Source organism: Aquimarina sp. AD1 (genome assembly GCF_003443695.1).
Classification (GTDB): domain Bacteria; phylum Bacteroidota; class Bacteroidia; order Flavobacteriales; family Flavobacteriaceae; genus Aquimarina; species Aquimarina latercula.
On sequence record NZ_CP031966.1, the window covers coordinates 511456 to 536459 of the forward strand.

Annotated in this window: 24 protein-coding genes; 5 read left to right on the forward strand and 19 right to left on the reverse strand. The window is 31.5% G+C overall.

From position 1 onward, the window contains the following. Window positions 1–51: 51 nt before the first annotated feature. The 12 genes from D1815_RS02455 to D1815_RS02515 form a co-directional block, all read right to left on the reverse strand. Window positions 52–483 (reverse strand): hypothetical protein, encoded by a 432-nt coding sequence (locus D1815_RS02455; protein ID WP_162897322.1) that lies wholly within the window; start codon window positions 481–483, stop codon window positions 52–54. A gap of 275 nt (window positions 484–758) precedes the next feature. Further along, the gene (locus D1815_RS02460) at window positions 759–1343 is read right to left on the reverse strand and encodes a hypothetical protein (protein WP_118385802.1); all 585 of its coding nucleotides are present in this window, start codon (window positions 1341–1343) and stop codon (window positions 759–761) included. A 177-nt stretch (window positions 1344–1520) separates the two neighbouring features. Next, entirely contained in the window at window positions 1521–2234 is a 714-nt protein-coding gene (locus D1815_RS02465) for a hypothetical protein (protein ID WP_118385803.1), read from the reverse strand. Window positions 2235–2476: 242 nt separating this feature from the next. Continuing rightward, window positions 2477–2956 carry a hypothetical protein gene (locus D1815_RS02470; RefSeq protein WP_118385804.1) on the reverse strand — a complete coding sequence of 160 codons (480 nt, stop codon included), beginning with the start codon at window positions 2954–2956 and terminating at the stop codon, window positions 2477–2479. Window positions 2957–3155: 199 nt separating this feature from the next. After that, window positions 3156–3749 (reverse strand): phosphopantetheine-binding protein, encoded by a 594-nt coding sequence (locus tag D1815_RS02475; RefSeq protein WP_118385805.1) that lies wholly within the window; start codon window positions 3747–3749, stop codon window positions 3156–3158. Window positions 3750–3760: 11 nt separating this feature from the next. Beyond that, window positions 3761–4132: a hypothetical protein gene (locus D1815_RS02480; RefSeq protein WP_118385806.1), complete on the reverse strand. Its 372-nt coding sequence runs from the start codon at window positions 4130–4132 to the stop codon at window positions 3761–3763. Window positions 4133–4317: 185 nt separating this feature from the next. Then, on the reverse strand, window positions 4318–4749 hold the full coding sequence (locus D1815_RS02485; RefSeq protein ID WP_147404216.1) for a hypothetical protein: 432 nt from the start codon (window positions 4747–4749) through the stop codon (window positions 4318–4320). A gap of 206 nt (window positions 4750–4955) precedes the next feature. Beyond that, entirely contained in the window at window positions 4956–5420 is a 465-nt protein-coding gene (locus tag D1815_RS02490) for a hypothetical protein (protein WP_118385808.1), read from the reverse strand. A gap of 98 nt (window positions 5421–5518) precedes the next feature. Beyond that, entirely contained in the window at window positions 5519–6235 is a 717-nt protein-coding gene (locus D1815_RS02495) for a hypothetical protein (protein WP_118385809.1), read from the reverse strand. A gap of 205 nt (window positions 6236–6440) precedes the next feature. After that, window positions 6441–7643 carry an MFS transporter gene (locus D1815_RS02500; RefSeq protein ID WP_118385810.1) on the reverse strand — a complete coding sequence of 401 codons (1203 nt, stop codon included), beginning with the start codon at window positions 7641–7643 and terminating at the stop codon, window positions 6441–6443. 98 nt (window positions 7644–7741) lie between these two features. Continuing rightward, a complete protein-coding gene (locus tag D1815_RS02505) occupies window positions 7742–9481 on the reverse strand; it encodes a hypothetical protein (protein ID WP_118385811.1) in 1740 nt (579 codons plus the stop codon). Between the two features lie 670 nt (window positions 9482–10151). Then, complete coding sequence (locus tag D1815_RS02515; RefSeq protein WP_118385813.1) at window positions 10152–10886, reverse strand: uridine kinase; 735 nt, start codon at window positions 10884–10886, stop codon at window positions 10152–10154. A gap of 177 nt (window positions 10887–11063) precedes the next feature. Here D1815_RS02515 and D1815_RS24060 point away from each other — a divergent pair, with 177 nt between their 5' ends. Further along, on the forward strand, window positions 11064–11531 hold the full coding sequence (locus tag D1815_RS24060; protein WP_118385814.1) for a GtrA family protein: 468 nt from the start codon (window positions 11064–11066) through the stop codon (window positions 11529–11531). Window positions 11532–11741: 210 nt separating this feature from the next. Here D1815_RS24060 and D1815_RS02525 read toward each other — a convergent pair whose 3' ends face one another. The 5 genes from D1815_RS02525 to xerA all read right to left on the reverse strand — a co-directional run bounded on the left by D1815_RS02525 (window position 11742) and on the right by xerA (window position 15247). After that, on the reverse strand, window positions 11742–12341 hold the full coding sequence (locus tag D1815_RS02525) for a carboxypeptidase-like regulatory domain-containing protein (protein WP_118385815.1): 600 nt from the start codon (window positions 12339–12341) through the stop codon (window positions 11742–11744). Between the two features lie 68 nt (window positions 12342–12409). After that, window positions 12410–13060 carry a hypothetical protein gene (locus D1815_RS02530; protein WP_162897326.1) on the reverse strand — a complete coding sequence of 217 codons (651 nt, stop codon included), beginning with the start codon at window positions 13058–13060 and terminating at the stop codon, window positions 12410–12412. A 100-nt stretch (window positions 13061–13160) separates the two neighbouring features. Beyond that, window positions 13161–13784 (reverse strand): hypothetical protein, encoded by a 624-nt coding sequence (locus tag D1815_RS02535; RefSeq protein WP_118385817.1) that lies wholly within the window; start codon window positions 13782–13784, stop codon window positions 13161–13163. A gap of 5 nt (window positions 13785–13789) precedes the next feature. Further along, on the reverse strand, window positions 13790–14056 hold the full coding sequence (locus D1815_RS02540) for a hypothetical protein (RefSeq protein ID WP_118385818.1): 267 nt from the start codon (window positions 14054–14056) through the stop codon (window positions 13790–13792). Between the two features lie 54 nt (window positions 14057–14110). Then, window positions 14111–15247 carry a site-specific tyrosine recombinase/integron integrase gene (gene xerA, locus D1815_RS02545; RefSeq protein WP_240337554.1) on the reverse strand — a complete coding sequence of 379 codons (1137 nt, stop codon included), beginning with the start codon at window positions 15245–15247 and terminating at the stop codon, window positions 14111–14113. Window positions 15248–15377: 130 nt separating this feature from the next. On the opposite strand from xerA, the gene D1815_RS02550 reads away from it, so the two are divergent. After that, window positions 15378–15755, forward strand: coding sequence for a hypothetical protein (locus D1815_RS02550; RefSeq protein WP_118385819.1), 378 nt, complete (start codon window positions 15378–15380; stop codon window positions 15753–15755). Between the two features lie 107 nt (window positions 15756–15862). On the opposite strand, the gene recG is transcribed toward D1815_RS02550, so the two are convergent. Then, window positions 15863–17965 carry an ATP-dependent DNA helicase RecG gene (recG, locus tag D1815_RS02555; RefSeq protein WP_118389836.1) on the reverse strand — a complete coding sequence of 701 codons (2103 nt, stop codon included), beginning with the start codon at window positions 17963–17965 and terminating at the stop codon, window positions 15863–15865. A gap of 102 nt (window positions 17966–18067) precedes the next feature. Here recG and D1815_RS02560 point away from each other — a divergent pair, with 102 nt between their 5' ends. From D1815_RS02560 to D1815_RS02570, 3 genes are read left to right on the forward strand one after another with little or no spacing between them, the layout of a single operon-like run. Beyond that, window positions 18068–20185 carry a M1 family metallopeptidase gene (locus tag D1815_RS02560; RefSeq protein ID WP_233557641.1) on the forward strand — a complete coding sequence of 706 codons (2118 nt, stop codon included), beginning with the start codon at window positions 18068–18070 and terminating at the stop codon, window positions 20183–20185. 8 nt (window positions 20186–20193) lie between these two features. Then, window positions 20194–21087 (forward strand): patatin family protein, encoded by an 894-nt coding sequence (locus tag D1815_RS02565; RefSeq protein WP_118385820.1) that lies wholly within the window; start codon window positions 20194–20196, stop codon window positions 21085–21087. Between the two features lie 9 nt (window positions 21088–21096). Further along, a complete protein-coding gene (locus tag D1815_RS02570) occupies window positions 21097–22020 on the forward strand; it encodes a patatin family protein (protein ID WP_118385821.1) in 924 nt (307 codons plus the stop codon). A gap of 101 nt (window positions 22021–22121) precedes the next feature. Here the strand turns inward: D1815_RS02570 and D1815_RS02575 are convergent, their stop codons facing one another. Next, entirely contained in the window at window positions 22122–24986 is a 2865-nt protein-coding gene (locus D1815_RS02575; RefSeq protein ID WP_118385822.1) for a PKD domain-containing protein, read from the reverse strand. Window positions 24987–25004: the final 18 nt, after the last annotated feature.

Consider the following 25004-nt stretch of genomic DNA (forward strand, 5'->3'; position numbering starts at 1 on the left):
ATTCGATTCATTACTTAGCTGCTATGAACACATATATGTTGTTGGCAACAGTTATTTTACTTTTTTTCCGTTTCGATATTCTATTTGAGTTTCAACTCCGTTTTTATTTAGGCAATATTCAATTCCGTTTTTCTTTTTCCCTAAATATTGACAGCTATAAGTCAGTTTTTCTTTTTCGAACTGCTCTAGAAGAATTTTTATTCCGTCGTTATTATAAGTTACAGTTTCGAAAATTTCACCTTTTAAATCATACTTATGCTCTTGTAAAAGAACTAATGGCTTATTTGGATTGTATATTGTCTTATTGGACACTCTTTTTTCTTTTCCATTATAGTACAAATTACTTGAGAGAATAATTCCGTTTTCGTATTCCTCTTCATAAACTAAATGTCCGTTTTTCCGTTTTTTTTGAGCAATTCCAGTAAAGAGTTTGTCATTAATGCTTTGGTAAACTAAATTATTGTCAATATATGTTTCCTTCATTTCAATTGTTTCTTGCGAAACCATTTTGTTGAAAGTAAAAAACATTAATAAAATTAAAAAGTTTTTCATTTAATTAGAATTGTTGCCAACGTTTAATATATGTGTCGTAGCAGGGCAAAATGTTACCCTGATTTTCGATATTTCTGCGCATTGGTTGCTAACTTTTACCTTTTTCAAGCATTGCGCCTTACCAAAAATATACGAACCTTTCGATTCATCACCTAGTTGCTATGATCACATATATAGTGTTATAACATGTATTCAATAAGAAACTTTTATTTCTCGTATTCAGATATGCATCTTCTTATGGTTTCCATTTTATAATTTCTTAAACACTTAAAAAACGATTCATGTTCTGGATTTTCCTTTCTAAAAGCTTTAAGTTTTTTCTTAAGTCTAATGCGTTTTACTAAAGTACTCCATCGTCCAATTGGTGTTAAATTAGAGTTTAGATTTTGTGAGATATAGCAGGAATAACCATCAAATCGACTATAAGAACCTTCTGAGGAATCATCCAATAGCATATCTAAGTGAGCTTTTCCATTTTCATAATAAACAAGTTTTCCAACAGAAATAACACGAACGGGAAGTTTTCCACCATTTTCAATATCCATTCGGAATAGAGCATCTTTATATACGAACCCCCATATTTCTTCGGGATCAATTTTATATTTTTTTCCTTGCTTTTTTAAAACTAATTTGAAGTTACTATTTGATTGCTTGTAACCTAAATAGTCGTCGTAAAATTCCCCTTTTTTATCACTGAAATCCGAGAAATTTTTGAAAACAATTACTTGAGAGAATGATAAGTTAAAGAAAGTAACAATAAATATTAAATTGAAAATAGTTTTATTAATCATAATTAATAATTTTTATTTTTTATATGTTATAACGTTTTATATATGTGTCGTAGCAGGGCAAAATGTTACCTTGCTTTTCGATTTTTCTGCGCATTGGTTGCTAACTTTTACTTTCTGCAAGCATTGCGCCTTACCAAAAATACAAAGACCTTTTGATTGATCACTTTGCTGCTATGATCACATATATGTTGTTACCGGCTGGCTTTTATTTGGTCGTGATAAATTAGATAAAGCTAAAAGTCCACCAACAGCTAAAACTGCTCCGCCAACAAAAGGAAATCCAGCTCCAACTAAATCAGCGATATTCGACGAAAACAAAAATGGAAGACAAAATAACATTCCAAAAACCCCTGCAATTATAGAAGCAAAAGCCCCAAATTTAGTAACTTGTTTCATATCCAATGTTGTTTTTTGCTCTAGTTCCGATATTATTAATTCAGCTCTTAATTCTGTAAGATTTCGAGTAGCATATTTTTCGATCGTCCATTCCGAAATTCCAATATTTCTTTTTCCTTTTTTAAAGTCCGAGTAAAAAGTCCACCATAAGTCTGGAAGTAAAATTGCTCCAAAAGTTAAAATAGTAAAAGACGGAATAGAGTAATTTCCATTTCCTACCATAAAAGCTTGCATTCGGATTTCGTCTTCAGGTGTCATTTGGTAATCTAGCAAAACGTGTTTTAAATCGTGACTTTCGTATTTAGGAACTAAAGTTAGATTATGTTCGTCCAGACAATTGGCTATTTCTTTTCCTAAAGTTCCACTTTCTAGTTCCCTTAATTCATTCACTTGTTTGTGGTATTTGTCCATTTTACTGAAATATTCAATTGTCCTAACGGAAGTGTCAAAGGAAATTTTGATTATTCGTCTTGCTATTTTCTGTAAAATGTTCATTTGCATATTTTTTGTTGAGCTTGCTGGTAACGGCTAGTGTATAAAATCGTAGCGTGTAAAAATGTACTACATTTCGATTTAGCACTGAGCCAAATTTTTATATTTTGATTTATCTTTTCTTATTTAAAGCCAAATTAAAAATTTGGCGGTCTTTACAAATAAGCATTCACCTTTCAGTTTAGCACTTATTAGCTATGTTATATACACCATGTTACCTGCTGGCTTTCTATTGAGTTCAGTTTTTATAAATGACTAAATTCAAATTTAAGAGTAAGTTCTTTTAAATTAATTTCCGCATCAATTGGTTCCATTTTATTTCCCAAGTCCATAAATTCAAAACCAGTATTTGTTTTAAACCAACTCCCTCGATATTTTGTTCTTTTTAAAGAGTCAGTTGCATTTTCAAAATAATCAATATTCTCTTGCCCTGCGAGTCTGTAACGTCCAGTTTCACTTCTGAATTTACCGAGTTGATCAAAATATGGTTCAGATTCTAGCTGTTTAACAATTCTTTCGAGGTCATTTTTGTTGAGTTCTATTTTCAGTTTTAGAGTGTAATAACTTTCAAACCCATTATGGGAAACATCGTCATCCTGAATTATTTTATAATCTTTCCCAAGTTCAATATTTAATTCTTTTTCTAATAGTATTATCCGCTTTTCTTGATTCGAACAAGAAGTTAGTAAAAATGCTATAAGAATGAATGTTAAAATATTTTTCATTGGTTTGTTCGGCTTGCAGGTAACGTTTAATATATGTGTCGTAGCAGAGCAAAGTATTACCATGCTTTTTGATCTTTCTGCGCATTGATTGCTAACTTTTACTTTCTGCAAGCATTGCTCCTTACCAAATATACACGAACCTTTCGATTCATAACTTAACTGCTATGATCACATATATGTTGTTGTACAGCGTTTTTATTTAATCTATTCCCAGATCATTTGTAAAGGAATGATGCAATTCAATTTCACTTATCGGAACTCCTGTTTTATCCTCCGTTATTCCACAAATAATTCTTTCTATTTCGTATTTACTCGAAATACGTTCGATGGGAATCAATTCATCGGAATTCATTGAAATAATCCAATCAGTAAGTTTTCGCAAAGTATTTTCTGCTACAGGTTCCGTTCGATCAAATATTTTGAAACCTAAAAAGCGAACTTCTTTGTTCAAAGTGCTGTTAAAATCTAGGTCAACTAAATCTGGGACTTTTAGTCCAATTCGATTCTCTAATTTAGTCCAATCAGATTTTAGATCAGTTTTGTTGAGTAAATCGATCATTTTAGTATTTGGTGAAATACTTTGCTTCTCGTTACCAAACTCCTCAAAAGCACGTCTTACTCTATAGAAAATTATTTGTGATAAGCATTTCTTATTCGGTTCCAGTTTTAATCTTTGAAAGATTGCATCAGCCATTTGTTGAATCGTACTAATGTTTGCATATTCTGCATCTGGAATAATTACTCCAAATTTGTCTTCGATAGACATTACCAATTCTACAGAATCTAATCCCATCTTATTGTTTTTTAATGCTCTACAGCGTTTTTTTTCTCAGATTTTAATTTATTGAACTTAATTTCTACTCTTTCTAACTTTTCTAAATATTCAACATATTTATTGTTATAGTAAGCTTTTTTACCAACCACAGGAATTGAGTCGTAATAATTGAAATTAATAGAATCTTTTTTAATAACAGCCTTTCCTTTCCATATTTTGCTTGTTGTGACTCCACTTAATTCAAATTCAAAAGTACTGTCTTTGAATACTGTCAGATGCACATGTCCGAGAGGAGCTTCCCTATTCGCATAGAGAATAATATTTTCCATATTAGGTTTTCTAAAGCAAGAAGCTAAAGTTGTTAAAACTCCAATTATGATAACTAGTTTCTGAATATTCATAATGCTGTACAACGTTTAATATATGTGTCGTAGCAGAGCAAAATGTTACCATGCTTTTTGATTTTTCCGCGCATTGGTTGCTAACTTTTACTTTCGAGCAAGCATTGCGCCTTACCAAAAATACAACGACCTTTCGATTCATCAATTAGCTGCTATGATCACATATATGTTGTTGTACACAGTTGTTATATTCGTTCAAGCAGATATTCAGTCGGTTTATTACCTCTCATAGCTATAAATTTGAACTGAACTAAAAGTAATTCATTAATAAATTCAAGTTCAAGTTCTTTTTGCATTTCTTTCCCTGTTCTACTTTTGACATTAAGGCTTAAATTTCCATCTAAATATTTTGTCTTTCTTTTTGAATTCATATAAACTCTGAATTCACCATTTTCCGAAAATATGAACTCATTTTTAGATGAGAATGCTCTGATTTCCGCTATTCCATCTTGATGAGATACTTTAGTTTTATGTTTCTTATCAAATTCGGCCGTGGTAGAAACGGAATCCGTTTTTACATTTAGATATACCTCTCCATTATCAACTGAAACAACTCTCCATTCACCAATTAAAGATTTATTTTCTTGCGCAACTAAAACTCCAAGTTGAAATATCAATATTATTAGTAATTTTTTTTTCATAATTGTGTACAACGTTTAATATATGTGTCGTAGCAGGGCAAAATGTTACCTTGCTTTTCGATTTTTCTGCGCATTGGTTGCTAACTTTTCCATTCTTCAAGCATTGCGCCTTACCAAATATACACGAACCAATCGATTTATCACCGAACTGCTATGACCACATATATGTTGTTAGAGCATGTTTATTTTTTTCCGATAACAGTCATTCCGTAATCTCCTTGAGATATTTCTCGTCCTTCATTCAGATTTTCAAATATCATATATACTCCGTTGTTTAATTTAATCGTAATTAATCCTAAAGAGTCCGTGTCCTTTGAAAAGTTAAGTTTTTTAGAAGTCAATTCATTAGTTACTTCATCAAGAGTAGGGTGGATGCCTTTTTTTAGAATCCAATTATCCATAACATTTAAACTTTCTCCTCCGTCAAGTTCGTCAACGTAATCATTGAATATTCCAGTTAGATGAGTTTTATCATCAAAATGCAGTTCAAAATTCCCATATCTCCATATTCTAGAGGATTCTTTAGACTCATTATTCAGCCAGCATTCAGGAACAAGATTTTGATTTTCAATTTCGGATTTATTTTGTCCGATTTTTAGAAAACCAAACTCTCCATTTGTTATTAATCTTGTGAAGTTTATATCCAATTCAGATGAGTGTTTTTTATAATATGCTCTAACGTTGCTTGTATGATGCGTTTGCTAGCCGAAGGCAGCATATGCAATATACAACCTGTTATGCCTTTTTATTTTATTTTTTCTATTAACAATTTTTTGATGCTATCTTGTAGATATCCTTCATATTCTACTTTACTTTCCAAACTCGTTTTTTTACCATTAAAATTGGATTTTATCGACATTTTATCATCACCAAGAAAAGTAATCTCGATATAAGAAGCATTTTCTTCTAAACCGTGCCTTCTCGACCTTGACAGAATAAAAAACCATAATGATTGTCCAGCTCTAAGTCTTTCATCAAGTCCTACTTTTCTCATTTTTTTAATCAATCTTATAGCATCTTCTCCTTTTGATTTCCAACTATCAGAAAAACTAATATAAAACTCTTCAATTGAATTCCAGCTCTCAATAAATTCACCTTTTATTCCTTCTCCCTTTTCATAATATTCAGCAAGTAAACCAAATTCTATTTCAGGAAATTGATTTTTCATTTTAGATGGCATTGATTTTTTAAATACCCAATCCAATATAATTTCTCCAATTCTTTTTACGTCGACACTAAATATTTCAAATATTGCGCAATTGTCCCATTCAAAAACGCATTTATGAATTTTTTCATATCCATACAATGAGATTGTACAACTTCTCATTTCATTTTTTAATAAAAGATCATATGTAGAGGAGAAGGGCTCTGGTTGAGCAACAAGGGCATTCTTTTCTAATTTAATTAATTCGGGGTAACTATTATTTAATTCTGATTGTAATAGTTCTAATTCCTTACTCATTTCGATCTGAGATTTGTTTTAATTAGGCATAACGGCTTGTGTATGAAACGTGGCGTGAAAAAAAGACACCGACTTTTCGGATTAACACAGAGTCGAATTTTTATATTTTGTTTTTAATTTTTCATTTTTTAAAAGCCAAATTAAAAATTTGGCGGTCTTTGCAGATAAGCACAAACCTTTCTGTTTAGCATTTATTAGCTATGTTTTATACACGTTGTTGTAGGTAGTTTTTATTCCACACTACATATCCAATCAGTCCAATTCCGATAATAGTCATTCCAACTATTCCAATTTTCAATCCTAACATTGGATTTTCATATAATTTATCGTTAAACAGTCCAAAAACTAAGGAAATTAATCTCGTTGGTAGAAATACCAAACTAATTAGAATTGCTAAATATTTTGGATTAGAATATTTTGTCAAAATTGAATCAATTATTGGCGCAATATGAATTTCCGAAATTGAAAGAAAAAGTAATGAAATCAAATAAGTTACAGTATGCTGTTCAGTCGGTACTTCTGGAATGAAGAATAATATTCCGAATGATATTACTCCAAAAATAAATCCAAACATTAATTTAAAGAATTGACTGCTGTAAAAGTAAGTCCACAAAATAATTGAGATTATACTAATTGGTAAAATGAAAATAGAGTTGATTGATTGCCATAAATGATTTGGAATACCTAAAGTTGATATTTCACTCAATTGTAATTGTAAATCAAAAGACCGAATGCTTGATAATTCGTAAAATCCCCAAAATAACCCAACAACTATAAATGCAATTAAAATGTTAAAAATTGGAAACTCATTTTTCTCAATTTCATCCAATCTTTTTTCTTTTGAAAGAAGAATAGGAATTATTGAGACTAACATTAATATTCCAGATATAATAAATCCGATATTGTAACCATATGTTTCTCCTAAATATCCAATTAGTAAAATTCCTAAGAAGGAACCCAAATTTATTGCGAGATAAAATATCGTAAATCCTGAATCTAATAGTTTAGTCTTATTCAGATATGTCTTTCCGAAATTTGAGATGATATTTGGGGTAAAAAAACCACTACCTAAAACGACAAGAAACAAACCTAAATAAAGTCCAGTTGTGGAAGGAATGCACAAACTAAAAGCTCCTATTGATTGAATAATTCCACCAATAATTATTGATTTTTTATTTCCGATTAGTAAGTCTCCAAAAAGAGCTCCAACAATTTGAGAAAAGACTAAAGAAGCTGTAAACCAGCCATAAATGCTTAATGCTTCAGTTCTTTCCATTTTCAGCGTTTCTCCAACCATATAAAGAACCATAAGAGCTCGAAATCCATAATAAGATGCTCTTTCCAACATTCGTGAAATAGAGTAGTAGATAGTTTCTCTTGAATGTTTCTGATTTTGAATTTTTTCCATTCAGTTTCTTGGGTTAGTAAATTACTTACAACGTCTCTTGTATGGTGCGTTTGCTTCCCGAAGGTAGCAAATGAACTATACAAACTGTTGTAGAACGTTTATGGATTTAGCACATATATATTATTTATAGGATCATAAACATATAATTCATATAAATCTCCATTTCTGTAGTTGTTTATGGGGGTTGAATTAGAACTTAAATTCATATTAGCTCTATAAACACTTGAGTACCCATTGGCATTGTAGAAAGTAAAAAAAGCTCCATTATTGAATGTACCGTCAAACTGAAAGTTGAAATTAGAGTTTTGAGCTTGGTTGATTACTCCGTGAGTAAAATTACCTAAAATTACTCCGTCAAAATTCGCATTTATGCCTATAGATGGAATATCATTATTTTCAAACCCATTAAAAATGGCAGCATGTATCGGAGATGATTCATTATTTTTAATATACAAACTTGAGTAAACACAATTATCACCAGTATTTTTAATAACTGTATTGTTTGATTTAATATTAGCATAGACATTAGTAAAAGAAACTTCTTTTGATCTATTCCATATACCCAACCCAAATTCCCCGGTAAGCTCTATTTTACTCAGATTAATATCGGATCCATTAATAGGTTCAAAATGATCAATGTATATGCCAGTAGTAGAGAAATTAGCCCCAGAACCTTTTATCTGAACATTATTTATACTCAACGATTCTGCTCCGTATATATTAAAACCTCTAAAATCAACCTTATCAATTTCTACATTTGAAATACTTGTTTTAATACCTCTTAAGTTAAATCCCATATAAACTTCGTCAAGAAGTACATTATCAATTGTTAATCCATCTATTCTAATTTCATTACTTTCAGGGCTTATTTGACCACTACATCTAAAAGCTGCTTCTCGCTTATTGTTTTGAGGATTAATTTCATTTATACTTGAACCAATTACATTGTTTATTATAACATCTTTAACTAAACCGTGATTCAAGTCAATATTTATAACATTTACACCTCCTTCTTGCAGAATGTTTTCGATAATTATATTTTCAATAATTGGGTTATTTACAAGGTTTTCTCCTGGTGTTTGAAGAGCTATTCCTCTTAGACCTTTATCTCCGAATATAGTAATATCAGATATTTTGATGTTCTTAGAATTTAAGATTGACAAAGAATTATCGTGATTATATTTTGGTTCAAATATCCCCCCTTGGACAGTTACATTTTCAACAGAATAATTTTTATCAAAATTAAAATTTCTATTTCCGATTGTTACCAACCCTCCTGCACCAAATAAAGTTCCTATTTCTGTTCCTATAAAATGACTTCCAGTAAAATCATAGCTTCTTTCATCTATATTTAACAAAATTTCTTTATCAACTAGAAATTTTCCACTTGATACAAATTTTTTAATACAATCAAAGGATTCAATTGCAGTTTGAAAATTGTCTGATGCCGGAGTAGATCCTGAATCGTCTGTTCCCCACCATTGAGGGGTAATATATTCAATTTGTGGACAACCATTTACTTTTCCTCCATCTGCTATTTCAAATATTTGAAATTTTCCAGCTGATATTATACCATTGATTGTTACTGTAACATCTGAGTTAATGATCATACGATCTCTAACATTAAAATTGAGAACAACATCTTCAGGTATTGTTATATCTTCTGTGAAGGTTACGGTATTTTCAGTTATTATTACTCCATTTTTATTTTCAAGATTTGAAATAGCTATAGTAAAAGCAATAGAATCTTCATTTATTGATTCTTCTAAATCATTTTCTTCAGTATCGCAACTATATAAAAAGACAATAATGATAAAAGCTAAATTCTTTAATTTCATAATTTAATTTATTAGATATTTTAAAACCGGTTATAAGTATGTGTCGAAAAGAAGCAAAATGTTACTCTAATTTTGAATTTATTTTGGTTAATGTTCTACAACGGTTAATGTATGATTTTGTAGCGGGACAATCTAAAACTAATATTCCGCATTGTTCAAAATTAGTAAACCTGCGTGAAATTCCGTTAGGAATTTCCGCCGCTATGAATTATACATCTTGTTATGCACTGGCTTTTTTATTCAGCCTTTATTTTGCAAACTTGTCCAGGCAAAGCGATGATTGCTTGCGTACTATTTGCGTTCTGTTTTTTCAAATTCCCGCGATCGCTTTGCGACTTTGGGTTTAGCGATTACCATCACAAAATTTCGATGGCCTTTATTCCGTCAGATGCTGATAGGGGAGAATCTTTGTATTAGAACTTACCATCACAAAAATACTCATGTCGTTGACCATTATCCCGTCCGATTATTCATACTGCTTTTCAGATTTCACTAGCTTGTGCATAACGTTAAATATATGGCAAGTAGGGCATAAAACAAGCGATTATTCTCGGTTTAGCCACAAGCCAAATCTTTTGCATTTTGTTTTAATTTTTCTCTTTAATACCAAATCAAAAGATTTGGTGGCTTTGCAAATAGAAAATAGCCTTTTGATTAAACACTAATAGCCCTATTTGCTATATATAGTGTTGTAGCCAGTTATTGTTAAATTATATTTCCATTTGGATTCCAAAAACAATAGACAATCAGCTTTACTTTTATAGGGCTCTACATTGGTTTTATATAAATTGAATTCAATTTCTGATATACTTTTAGAGAACTCAATTGTGTAATTCCGTTTTGCTAAATCCGCTTCACTTCTTATAGTTTTCAGATACCTGTCTTGGGTATAAAGAAAAACAGTCATATCAACATTTGAAATAAAAGAAGGGTGCATTGAATGTAGTCCGTCAAAAATCACAATATCAGATTCACCCATTCTTGAGGATTTCGAACTGGATTTACCGATTGAATGGTCATAAGGATAAAATTCAATGGAATTGCCATTTTTTAAGACAATCAAATCACTCAAGGCATTTTCTAAATCGTATGATTCTGTCTGATAACCACTAATTCCTTTATTCTTTCTTGTCACTCTATCTAATAAGTACGAGTCTAAAGTCAAATGGGCAACTTTAAAATTCAGTTTTCTTAATGATTCAGATATTTCTTGGGACAAAAAGGACTTCCCCAAATCAGCAGCTCCGCAAATTGAAACAACAACTGTTTTGTCCGAGTTTTTTCTCGCCAAAATTTCTCCCAAAATTTTATCCTTTATCATTCTGTCGTTTAATTGGCTACAACGTTTAATATATGTGTCGTAGCAGGGCAAAATGTTACCTTGCTTTTTGATTTTTCTGCGCATTGGTTGCTAACTTTTACTTTCTGCAAGCATTGCGCCTTAGCAAAAATACAAAGACCATTCGATTGGTCACTTAGCTGCTATGACATATATATCGTGTTGTAGGTAGTTTGTTTAAGCAATTATCATTTTTTTCTTTTCAGTTGCGTATTACTTGATTAGTTTAGCGTCTTTGATTTTATGATAAAGATTATAATCCGTATTATAGACTCTTTTTATTTTTTGTTTCAAAGATTCATTCCTTTGAAAACTTATAGATATGGAGTTTGTGGAGGTAGTAATTTAGTTTTTGATACTTTTTTATATTTTGTTTTCTATAATTTTATTTTCTCGAAACAAAATGTAGATATGGGCTTTTTTGTTCTGAGTCCGCATATAGCATCTTTGTTTTTTGTCTTTCCAATTACGTTTTTAACTGGTTTTATACTCAGTAGATATATTACTTTTCAAAATTCAACACTATCAGTTAAAGCTCAGTTTTTCAGATACTTTATTGTTGGAATAGGAGCAATCTTATTAAGTTATTGTGCAATGAAATTTTTAGTTGATTTTTTGAAACTTTATCCAACACCATCTAGATTAATAACTATAGTCATAACTGTTATTTATAGTTATACTTTACAAAACAGATTTAGTTTTAGAGTTTAAAAAAAAGTAATTGTTTGTTTTGTATTGATTACCTACAACGTTTAATATATGTGTCGTAGCAGAGCAAAATGTTACCCTGTTTTCGACAAAAACTGCGCATTGATTGCCAACTTTTACTTTCTGCAAGCATTGCGCCTTACCAAAAATACAACAACCATCCGATTGATCACTTAGTTGCTATGGCACATATATGTTGTTGTACAACGTATTTTATTTGTTTTTTAATCCGATTATATCTTTCCGTATTTCTTTACGCCATTTTTTTCCGTACTTCTTGTCAAGATATTCGAAAACGGTTTTGTTATATTCATAAAGACTTTCCTCAGCAACTGCTTCGCATCCAAACTCCACAAAGTTCAGATTGTACTTTTTAGAGAATTTTTCGTCGGACTGATAGACCACTGGAGCTATTCCTCCGGATAACAATAAGTTAATTTTTCCAATTTCTATATGATCAAGAGCTTGTTGACGGTTAATTCCAAGATGCGGTTTGAGTATGATATTAAAGTTAATATTTTTTCCACTATTCACATTTATTATGGTGTCCAATGGTTTGTAGCCCATCGCAATAGTCTCAATTTTTTCTATACTATCTCCTGATCTCAAATGATAAACATATTTGAATTCTCCATTTTCATTCGTTGAAGCTCCTCTAGATCTAGAATCAAACGAAACAATAACATCAGATAATGGTTTGTTATTTACAGATGAGTAAATTATTCCGCTAATCTCAATAGTATTTTCTTTTTCAGATTGAGCACTACAAAACAGAGTGATAAATAAGAATAATATGGTCAAAATTTTTGTCATATGTTGTACAACGGTAAATATAACAAACGTTGTTGTCCCGAAGGGTAACTATGTTTTGTTATATAGTGTTAGTGGTTGTTTTTTATATTCAAAAAAAGATTTTTATTGCTAAGCTTTTCAATATTTTTTGCATCATTTTCCGTAATAATTAGTTCCTTAGTTTCATCTGATAATTTGCGATGCATCTCAATAACAGTAGTATCTAAAATATTAGCGACATCTTTTAGAAATTTTCTGTATTCTAATTTGAATTTATCATTATCAAAATTCTTGAGTTTTACATTATAAAATTTAGGATATGTGTGTTCATAGGGGTCTATGAAAGATTTGGACTCTGGAGTTTCCATCCCACACTGTTTATTCCACCATTTTCTATCGAATTCTATTTCTTGATTCCAATCAATTATTTGAATTTGAGGATTATTAATACAATGATCTATAAATTCTTGAGGTGGTTTAACATTATGCTCTTCCACATAATGTAAGAAACCTTCTGGCCAAACAAATTGACCGTCAGATTTTTCTCGGCATCCATTATCCGTTTTGTCACATAGTCTACAATAGCTATATCCAGCAGCAACACCAGGAAGAAAATGCGATTTATTTAGATGTTTAATTACTTTACTTTTCTCATTAGTATCCCATTCAGAGTCAACAAAATTAATAGGATGGGGCAATGATATTTCAAATCCACTTTTCCAGTATCCAATTAACCGCATTATTTTCATTTTTCTTGTTAATTACCACTAACGTTTAATATAACAAACGTTGCTGACCTAAAGGGCAGCTATGTTTTGTTATATAGTGTTATCTGTTTTTTTATTTAAAATTTGTCCTAAATAATTCAATCAGTTCGTTCGAGTCTGTTGTATTTTTATCAAATAATCTTAAAGGTTCTCTAACTTTTGGATATTCATCCACAAATTCAATTCCGTCAATTTCTTTAAGGTCAAACTTATCCATCGATTTGAGAAATGATTCTTGATCAACTCCCCAAAACTTTATGTATTTAGAATCAGGAACAAAAATTTCGATTAATTCAGAATCCGAGTGAAAAATCATTCCAATATCGATAAAAGTGTCGGAAATAATTTCAGTCTTATATTTAGAAAGAAAGTCAAGAGTTTGATTTTTGTCGGAATATTTTCCGTATTCAGGGTCACAATCAGAATGATTAAAAATCAATGAAATTTCATCTGGCATCTGATTGCTCAATTCAAGTATTAAATCCCAAAGTTTTGAGTTGTCAATATTAATTTCAGCGTAGAAATTAAAAGCTAATTCTTTGTTTTCCGGATTATTGTCTTTTGGTAGAATTTTGAATCCTTCCACAATTTTTGCTGTTTCTCGTAGCTTTAAACGTTCACTTACTGATGAATTCATAGGAACTTCATCAATTTCAGGAGCTCTTAAAGTTTTCGGTAATTCCAAAGATGGTTTCATAAATTCTATCTAAATGATTTTAGTTTTTTCAATTCAACAATTATGGAATCATCAATGCATAATTTGTCAAGCTTTGCGTTTATTTCTTCCTCATATTGATTCGAGGTCATTCCATTTTTTATTAATTCCAAATTAGAAACAAGTTCTTCCATCTCTACAATGATGTTTTGATTGGCGATACTTTTTTCTTCGGAAGTTCCTATTCGCTGAAGATGGTCTACATCACCTCCAACTTTTTTATACAATTCAATATGATATTTGGTTACAGTCATTGCAATTACAGATAACAATTGTATATCCGTAAAAGTAGTGATATATCTCCTTTATCAGAGTTCATCTAATGGATTTTTTATTTCATTAAAATAGGTGGTAGATACGTTAGTGTAGATTTCTGTTGTTTTTATAGAATTATGTCCTAATAGTTGTTGGATAAATCTAATACTAGTGCCACTTTCAATCAAATGAGTAGCAAAACTATGTCGTAATACGTGTGGTGTGACTTCGGTTTCTATGTTAGCACGCTTTGCTGCCATTTTTACAAGTTTTAAAGTGCTATTAGCACCATATTTCCCACCTTTTTGCCCTTCAAATAAGTATGTTTTTGGATGATATTCCTTAAAATATGTTCGTAATTCATCTAAAATGTTCTTAGATAGTAAGGTTATCCTACTTTTTCCGCCTTTTGCATCATGAATTTTGATAAGCATTCGTTTACTATCAATATCAGTAAGTTTGAGGTTTAATAACTCACCACGTCGCATACCTGATGAGTATAATAAACTTATAATAGCACGATGTTTTATATTAGTCGTAAGATTGATCATTGATTTAACCTCTTGTTTACTTATTACTACGGGCAGTTTTTCTTTTTTCCGTGGTCGTTCTATTTGATAAAAACGATTAGGCATATCTAGTACAATTTCAAAATAAAATTTGATACTATTCACAGCAATATTTATGGCAGAATCAGATTTGTTGTTATTAATCATGTATTGTAGATATTGTCTAATATCATTTTCATTGATCTCTATTAATGGTTTTGTTTTATGATAGTTTATAAATGTTTCAAAAGCATTAACATAAGCTCTAACTGTGTTAGGCGCATATTTTTTTAATTCTAATTTTAGTAAATATGTATCAGGGCAAAATCTAAAGTTATCGCTTTTTTCCCTATTTCTGTAATAGTTAATGTCGATAGCCTTGTTGTCATTGGATAAAGGTTTATCTTTAAAAAAAGTATTAGTGTTGATCCAGGCTACCCCTTTAAACTTATTAAAAATTAAATCTAAATTTCTCTTAGTATTCACAATATATACCATTCCGTATTGACTACTCCACCTAGGATTAGGTAGCTCTTTGATTAAAGCTTGGATTATTTTATCCGGATAAAATTGCAAACCAATCATTTTTTGTTGATCAATCATTAAGTGTTTTAAGGTGATGTTTTTACTAATATGTTTCATTTGTTCCAAAGATGTATTGTTTTATAATCAATCACAATATAAGACATCGAATTAAACGTTTAATAAACGTTTAATTCGATGGATAGGTAACATTTATGGGTTTGAAGACACTATCTTACAAAGGTGTGTTATGGAACGACAGTGTACGTATTGTAAAGAACAAATCGAGGGAAGGGTAGGAAAAAAATTCTGTTCTTCTTATTGCAGGTCTGCTTTTTATTATCAGAAAAATAAAGAGAAAGAATATTCTTTATTTAAAAAAATAGACAAACAATTAAAAAAGAATCGAAAAGTTTTAAAATACTATAATAAAGCTGGGTTAGTAACTATTCGTAAAGAAAAGCTTCTAAAAGAAGGTTTCGATCCTAAGTATTTCACTCATTATTGGAAAAATAATAAAGGACAGGTATACTTATTCTGTTATGAATATGGTTTTTTGACTATTAAGGAGAACGAAAAAGAAAAATATGTGTTAATCCAATGGCAATCATATATGAATAAGGCTTAATTGCGTCAGGGATAGGAATGGCATCCTTTTTTTTAGAGCAGTATTCTTAGGTTCTCGAAGAACACTGCTCTAAAAAAAAGATATAATGGATAGCCCGCTCGGACGCCCTAGCTAATATAGTTCCAGATATTTTTATGTTTAGCAAGTTGCTGATAAGTAAATAATAGTACTTTATTTTTTTCTAGAGATAATGCTGGGTCTTCTTTTAGAATTTTCATAGCGTAATATCTTGCCGTTTGCAGCACATCATTATCTCTTACGATGTCTGCTATTTTAAGATTAAGAACGCCACTTTGTTGGGTACCCATAATATCACCAGGACCTCTTAATTTTAGGTCTACTTCTGCAATATCAAAACCATCATTGGTGCGTACCATGGTTTCTAATCTTGTCTTACTGTCTGATGATAGTTTATGACTGGTCATTAATATACAAAAACTCTGTTCTGCACCGCGACCTACGCGACCACGTAATTGATGTAATTGTGAGAGTCCGAAACGTTCTGCACTTTCTATAATCATTACACTGGCATTAGGCACATTAACACCTACTTCGATTACTGTAGTAGCAACCATAATATTCGTCTCGCCTTTTACGAAACGTTCCATTTCATAGTCTTTATCTGCAGGTTTCATTTTGCCGTGTACTATAGAGATTTGATAGCTGGGAGTAGGGAAGGAGCGTGCAATACTTTCGTATCCATCCATTAGATCCTTATAATCCAGAGCCTCTGATTCCTGAATCAAAGGGTAGACTACATATATTTGCCTTCCTTTTTGAATCTCTTCGGCAATGAATTTGAAAACTTTTAAGCGATTACTATCATATCGATGTACTGTTTTAATAGATTTTCTACCTGGTGGTAATTCATCAATAACAGAAATATCTAAATCACCATAAAGGCTCATCGCTAGCGTTCTAGGGATGGGTGTTGCTGTCATTACCAAAATATGTGGAGGATAGGTGTTTTTATGCCATAATTTAGAACGTTGTGCAACTCCAAATCGATGTTGTTCATCTATAATCGCTAAACCTAGATTTTTAAATTTTACTTTATCTTCTAAAACAGCGTGAGTTCCGATAAGGATATGTAATGTTCCTTCTTCTAATTCTTGATGGATTTCTCTACGTTCTTTTGCTTTAGAGCTACCCATTAGTAACCGTACATTGATGTCTAATTCTTGGGTTAGTTCTACTATTCCTTGATAATGCTGATTGGCTAAAATCGCGGTTGGAGCCATTAAACATGCCTGAAATCCATTATCTATAGCCAATAACATTGTCATTAAGGCTACAATTGTTTTACCTGATCCAACATCTCCCTGTAACAATCGATTCATTTGGGCACTGCTGCCAATATCTTTTCGAATTTCTTTAATCACTCGTTTTTGCGCATTGGTGAGTTCAAAAGGGAGATGATTGTTATAGAAATTTGTGAAGTAATCACCGACTTCGGTAAAAGGAAATCCTTTAATCTTTTGTTTACGGATTAACTTTTTAGTAATTAATTGTAATTGGATATAGAATAATTCTTCGAATTTTAATCGGTATTGCGCTTTAGCCAATAATTCCTGATTCTTAGGAAAGTGAATATTAAGAATTGCTTCACTTTTATGAATTAATTTTAGTTCTGATCTAATTTCTTCAGAAAGTGTATCATAAAATCGTGCTTTTGTATCCAAAAATAATTGTTGCATCATCTTACTCAGCACTCGATTAGTAATACCCCTATTTGATAATTTTTCTGTTGAAGGATATACTGGTTGCATCATCACTTTCAGATTCTTTTCATGTTCCGAAAGTAATTCCATTTCTGGATGCGGCATACTGAAACCATTATAATACTTAGTTTTTCCGAAAATAACATAAGGCGTATTAAGTTTTAGGTTTTCTTTTATCCATTTATGACCTCTAAACCAGACTAATTCCATTTCTCCAGTATCATCTATGAACTTTGCCACTAAACGTTTTCCTCGTTTTTGCTCTACCATTTTAATGTGAACAATTTTACCAACCATTTGTACTTCTGCAGAAGTACGTTGTAACTCACTTATCTTATAGTAATTCGTTTTATCTATATATCTATTTGGAAATAAGTTTACTAAATCCTGACAGGTATGTACTCCTAACTCAGTGCGCAATAGATCGGCTCTGGATGGTCCAACACCTTTTAGATAATCAATTGGAGTTTGTAAAATATTAGGATTCATTAAAGCGAAGATACTATTAATCATAAAAATCTTCAATGTAAAATTTGTCACATAACCAGAGTAAAATCGTTATTTTGGCAGAACGTTTGATTATTGAATGATATGCGATTTATTTTATGTCTAATTATAAGTGTTGCTTCCATAGGAATCAATGCTCAGCAAGTAGATAGTTTACTTGAAAACACAAAAAAAGAACAATCCTCTGTAGATTTTATAACAGGAAAGGTAAATATATTTCTAGATGCGAATTATAGAAAAGTAGAAGGAAGAGTAATTTATACCTTTCGGATAAAGCAACCTACGCAATCTATTTTTATTGATGCACAAAACATGCGAATTATGAATGTTTTATTAGATGGCGAGAAGATAGATGTAGTATATGATGATAAAAAAATAGAAATCACTTCTGATTTTAAGTTAGGAGCTGAGCAAACTATCGAAATACAGTATATAGCTGCTCCTAAAAAGGCACTTTATTTCTTAAATGATTATCAGGGTAATGATCAAATATGGACGCAAGGACAAGGTAAATACACATCTAATTGGTTACCTAGTTTTGACGATATGAATGAGAAGGTCATATTTGATTTGACAATCAATTATAACTCAAATTATGAAGTAATTGCTAATGGTAAATTAGTTAGCAAGCAAGCGGTAAATGATTCTATCCAACGATGGGAATATGATATGGTACACCCTATGAGTAGTTATTTACTAGCATTGGCTATTGGTAAATATGAAAAAGTGGTGGAAACCTCGGAAAGTGGTATTCCATTAGAAATGTATTATTATCCAGAGGATAAAGACAAATTCGAACCTACTTATAAGCACAGTAAACAGCTATTTGATTTTCTCGAAAAAGAGATTGGATATGCTTTTCCTTGGCAAAATTATAAGCAAATTCCGGTTAAAGACTTTTTATATGCGGGGATGGAAAACACAGGAACAACGATTTTTTCTGATGCTTTTGTAGTTGATAATATTGGTTTCAATGATCGTAATTATATTAATGTAAATGCTCATGAATTAGCTCATCAATGGTTTGGTGATTTAGTTACAGAAACAGAAGGGAAACATCATTGGCTTCAAGAAGGGTTTGCTACGTATTACGCATTGCTAGCAGAAAGAGAAATTTTTGGTGAAGAATATTTTCAGTATAAATTATATGAAAGTGCAGAACAACTTACAGAGCAATCTAAAGCTAATAATGCTACTTCTTTATTAGATCCTAAGGCCAGTTCTCTTACGTTCTATCAGCGAGGTGCCTGGGCACTACACGCTCTTAAAAATGATATTGGTGAAGCGCATTTTAAGGTAACAATTAATAATTATTTAGAGAAACATAAATACGGTAATGTGACCACATCTGATTTTATTACTATTGCTGAAGAAGTAAGTGGCGCAGATTTATCAGAATATCAAAAAATATGGTTGGAAGCAATTGAGTTTCCTTCGCAAGAAGCACTAGATATATTGACAAAGTCTACATTTATTAAAAAATATTTAAATCTTGCTGCAGAGCGAACGCAACCCATTGCGGGCAAATGGGGAACGTTAGCAACAGCTTTAGACTTTCCCATAAACGAATATTTAGGTCAAGAGGTGATCTATCAATTAGAAGGAGATACATCACAAGAAGCATTGGCATTGTTTACAAAAGCATTTGAGACTAATAACATATATGTTAGACAAGCAATTGCCAATACGATGAGTAGTATTCCTAAAAGTTTACAAAAACAGTATGAGTCCTTATTAGAAGATCAATCATATGCTACTATAGAACCGGCACTATACCATTTATGGGCTAATTTTCCTTCGGAGCGAAGTAGATATTTAGAGCAAACTAAAGATATCATTGGATTTAATGATAAAAATGTTCGAATTCTGTGGTTGGTCTTAGCATTAAGTACCAAAGAATATCAAAGCGAGAAGCATCAAGACTTTTATACAGAATTATCAGGGTATTCATCTTCGAAACATCATTTTAGTACTAGAGAAAATGCTTTTACATATTTAGAAAGTTTACAGGCTTTTTCCGACCAATCCCTTATAGATCTTGTTGATGGAGCGGTACATTATAATTGGAGATTTCGAAACTTTTGTAGAAAAGTTTTGGATAACCTTTTGAAGAGTCCTAATTTTCAAAAGAAATATGTAGATTTAAAGAATAATTTGCCGAAGAGGCAACAAGAGTTTTTAGAAAAGAAATTAACCCCATAAACTATGATATGCGTGCATTAGTAATTTCCGGAGGAGGAAGTAAGGGAGCTTTTGCAGGTGGAGTAGCACAGTATTTAATTCAGGATTTAGGAAGGGAATACGACTTATATGTAGGGACATCTACTGGTAGTCTCTTGATTTCTCATTTAGCTCTCGCTAAAATACAAGAGATCAAAGATATATATACTTCTGTTAATCAATCTTCAATTTTTAGAAATTGCCCTTTTGTTATTAAAAAGAAAAGAGGGTACAATGAAATTTCAATTAATCATTTTAATGTATTCCGAAATTTAATAAAAGGTAATAAATCTTTTGGGGATAGTAGAAACCTTAGAGATCTTATTAAGCAATCAGTAACAGAAACGTATTTTCATAAAATTAAACAAACTGATAAGGATGTTATTATTACGGTGACAAATTTATCAACCAATGAAGTAGAGTATAAATCTATTAAAGAGTGTACATATCAGGAGTATTGTGATTGGATATGGATTTCTTGTAATTATCCACCCTTTATGAGTTTGGTAAGGAAAAACAATTGTGATTATGTTGATGGAGGATTGGGTTCGATGGTACCTATAGAAGAAGCTATTCGCAGAGGGGCTACAGAGGTTGATGTGATTGTTCTAGAAACCGAAATTAATTACCTTAATCGCATGCCTACAAAAAATCCATTTACTCTAATAACGAGTATGGTAGATTTTATGATGGATACTATAGAGCATCAAAATATTAGAATTGGTAAATTTATAGCGACTAGAAAAGATGTGGCTATGGATTTATATTACACACCTACAGTATTAACCACGAATTCATTAGTATTTGAAAAAGAGAAAATGAAAAAATGGTGGAAAAAAGGCTATGAATTTGCCAAAGAAAAAAATATATCAAATAGACTATAATCAAAATATATGCGCGCATTAGTCATATCCGGAGGAGGAAGTAAAGGAGCATACGCAGGTGGCGTAGCTCAATATTTAATGCAGGAGGAAGGAAGGAAGTATGATCTTTTTCTCGGAACTTCTACCGGAAGTTTGTTAATACCTCAATTAGCATTAGGAAACATTGATAAAGTATATGATATCTATACCAATGTAAATCAAAGTACTATTTTTAGTGTAAATCCTTTTAGAACCAGAAAGAAAGGTAATCGAGAATTTGTTTCAATTAATTTCTTTAACACGGTTGTACAATTCCTGAAGCGAAAAAGAACCTTTGGAGAAAGCAAGAATCTTAGAAGAAATATTCGTAGAAATTTTTCTGAAATAGAGTTTGAACTTGCTAAAAAAAAGGTGGAAGACATTGTTGTAACAGTATCTAATTTAACAAAAAATACTACGGAGTATAAGTCTATAAAGGATTTTTCTTATGAGGATTTTTGTGATTGGATCTGGATATCTTGTAATTATGTTCCTTTTATGAGTTTAGTAACCAAAAATGGTTGCGAATATGCTGATGGTGGCTTTGGTTCAATGGTTCCTATTAGAGAAGCAATCAAAAGAGGTGCTACCGAAGTTGATGCTGTTATCCTAGAATCCGAAAATATGGAACATAATAAAATACTAGGTAAGAATCCTTTTTCTTTAATGGTAAACTTGTTTAGTTTTATGTTTGATCAGGTAGAAGGTCACGATACTGTGGTAGGAAAGTTGGCTGCAAAAAATAAAAATGTAGTACTCAATTTATATTATACACCTTCTAAATTGACAGAAAACTCACTTGTATTTAATAAAAAATTGATGCGTAATTGGTGGCAGCAAGGATTCGAATATGCAGCCGATAAAGCAAAGCAAGCAGAAGAAAATAAATTAAAAAATATTGATATGGCAGGGTAATTTTCTAGCTGTGTTTATACTATAAGTAAGCCATACTAAGTAAGTCTAAAATAAAGAAACTTAGTATGGCCTAGTTTACATAAGATTATTCGATACTATTCTTAATTTATTGTTTTAATAAATCGATCTACTAATTTATTATTGATAAGTAAGAAGTATAACCCTTCTGGAAGAGAACTAGTATTTAAAGTTTCAGGAATATCAGATCTATTTATGATTGTCTGACCTAAACTATTTACTACTTTTAGAGAATATTTATCTTCTAATGCAGATACTCCACCTATATTTAAGATTTCTCTTGCCGGGTTAGGATATAAGATGATTTGATTTTCTGGTGATTCAATATCGATAATAGATAATGGCTGAATTTCAATATTCTCAGAGAATATGCTACATCCAACATCGTTAAATACTTCTAATGCGTAAGTACCTGTTTCTTCGGCTATGTAGCTAGAACCGGTAGCACCTTCTATTTCTTGGTTATTAAAATACCATTGATATGAGGTATACGGTTCTACCGCCGAAATTTCATTTGTTTCTGCATTAATATTCATTGTTGGTAATGCTGGAGCATCTGAGATACTTATTTCGACTACTGCACGTTCTGTAGTTTGGCATCCACCTAAAGTAGAAATTTCCCAATTATATAGATAGTAGTAAAAGCCTTCTGGCGCAGTGGTTGCAGAACTTCTTTTAATATTAATTACGTTTTCTACAATATAAGGATAGTTAATATTGTCATTACTTCTGAAAAGATTTGCCTCTTCAAGAAAACCTATTTCCAAATCTGTTCCTACAGGAATATTCATATTGATATCAATGATACTTTCTCCATCAGGAATATTTATAGTTTTTGTTTCTAGTACAGTTCCAGCCGCATCAATAAGTTGTAATGTTCTGTTTCCAGATCCTTCTGCTATTACTTTCGCTTTTTTAAGGATAATAGGCTGATTTACATCAAAAACTAGATTAAACCCTCCTTGATGAATATCTCCAGAATTAGATGATATGTCTTGTATTCCAGTTACTGCAGATATAATAGGTTCAATAGTTCCTGCTACATAAAATGTTTGGTCTTCTGTAAGATTAGAAACATCTAAGTCGGCACCTGTAGCAATAGCTGTATTACTATCTATAGCGTCATACCAGATGTAACCAGAACTACCCGATGCTGTTATAGTGGTGGTATTTCCAGGACATATGGATTGGTTCATGTTTTCTGGTAATGTTGCAATATTGATCGTGATTAAATCTTCTTTGGTATTAGTATCTTCCCCTATTGTATTAGTCGCTGTTAGTGAAACCGTATATGTACCGTTTGTCGTATAGGTATGCGTAGGATTCAGTTCTGTAGAAGTAGTTCCATCTCCAAAATCCCAAGAAACCGAAGTAATTGTATTGATAGACGTATTTAAAAAACGTACTTGATCGCAATTTATAGATGCCTCGAAATTAGCAATAGGAGGCTGATTATTGTTTCCGGGAGCATAGGATCCTGAGATTTCGTAAAAACCAACAGAGGAATAATCCGAATACCCATTAGAAACATTTCCTTCTCCAACACCATCGATTTCTATAAAATATGTTCCTCCCGCTAATGTAGCATTAATACTAGCACTAAGACTATTAGTTGGATTAGAGATAGCAAGCTCTTCTCCTGTACCACTAATTATTCTAGCCTGGATATTTAGATTTGGGTAAAATGGATCTGGATCAATATTAAAATTCACTTCGCCACCAGCAGTAATAAAAGAAAATAAATCTTTATCCCCTTTTGTAGAAATTAAGGCTTGATGTAATGATGGATTAACGGTTCCATCTGTACTTACTTGTATAGGTGTGGCTTGTGCTATGTCATCCGAATGGTCATCTTCTTTATATCCAAAACCATTTCTATTTCCTGATATGATTGCCATATCATCTTCTTGTGTAATTGCATTGTCATATTCTCCTTTACTCCATTGTCCAATGGGTCTACTAGCACTCCATCCCATAATTGGACTCCAATCTGCATGACCAGCATAATATTGATTTCCAGGCACACCATCGTGCGATAGGCCTAAGGTATGACCAACTTCGTGAGATCCTGTTTCTCCAGCTGACCTGGTTCCACTATTATATACCCAACATGGGTTATCTATATTGGTATTAGAGAAAGAATTGAGATATGCGACACCTCCGGATCCAGGAGCTGCATCTGTGGTAGGTGTGAAAATACACATCATCCTTTGATTGATTGGAGTACTTTCGAAAGCAGTTCTATCTGTAGTAATATTAATATCAAAAGGTCTGAAATCTTCGGCCATTATTCTCCATATTTCTGTGATTTTAGCATCGCTATATCCTGTTGGTTGTGCATTAATCGTACCTCCATTAACCCACCAGGTATCACTAACTACTTCTCCATCAAAATCTAAATATACGGTATATGCAGATCCAGGAAGACTAGATAATATAGGTGCTCTAGAAGATGCTTTATTAGTATTAGTTTCTTCTGAAGTTACTTTTTCATAATCTATACAAAGAACTTTATGAATGTCGATTTTTTGAACGAGAACAGTGTTCACATCATCGGAGTAGTATCGATATGCTATTTTTTCTTTGTATAATACGATATGGCCAGAAATGATATTATTTTGTTTTGTAATATGAAATGTAGAAGTATTATCATCATTTATACTTCCAATAATAGAGTATGTATCTGTGTTTCCTTCTGTTTTGGTGATCTTTCCTTTATAGGATATATCTTTTGAAACGTCGAGCGTAATTATGTCAGATTTTTTATTCCAAAAGGTTTGTGTAAAAGTCTTTTCATTTCCCAAAAGGTATGATTCATTTTCTTGCGAGAATGCAGTATTATGATAAAAAACACATAGTAGAAATAAACTAAGTATTTTTAAAAAGCTGTGTTGCTTTTGTTTAAAATAATGTTGGTTTTTTGTTTTTAAGAGTGCAATTTTTTTCATTTGACTTGATATTGAATT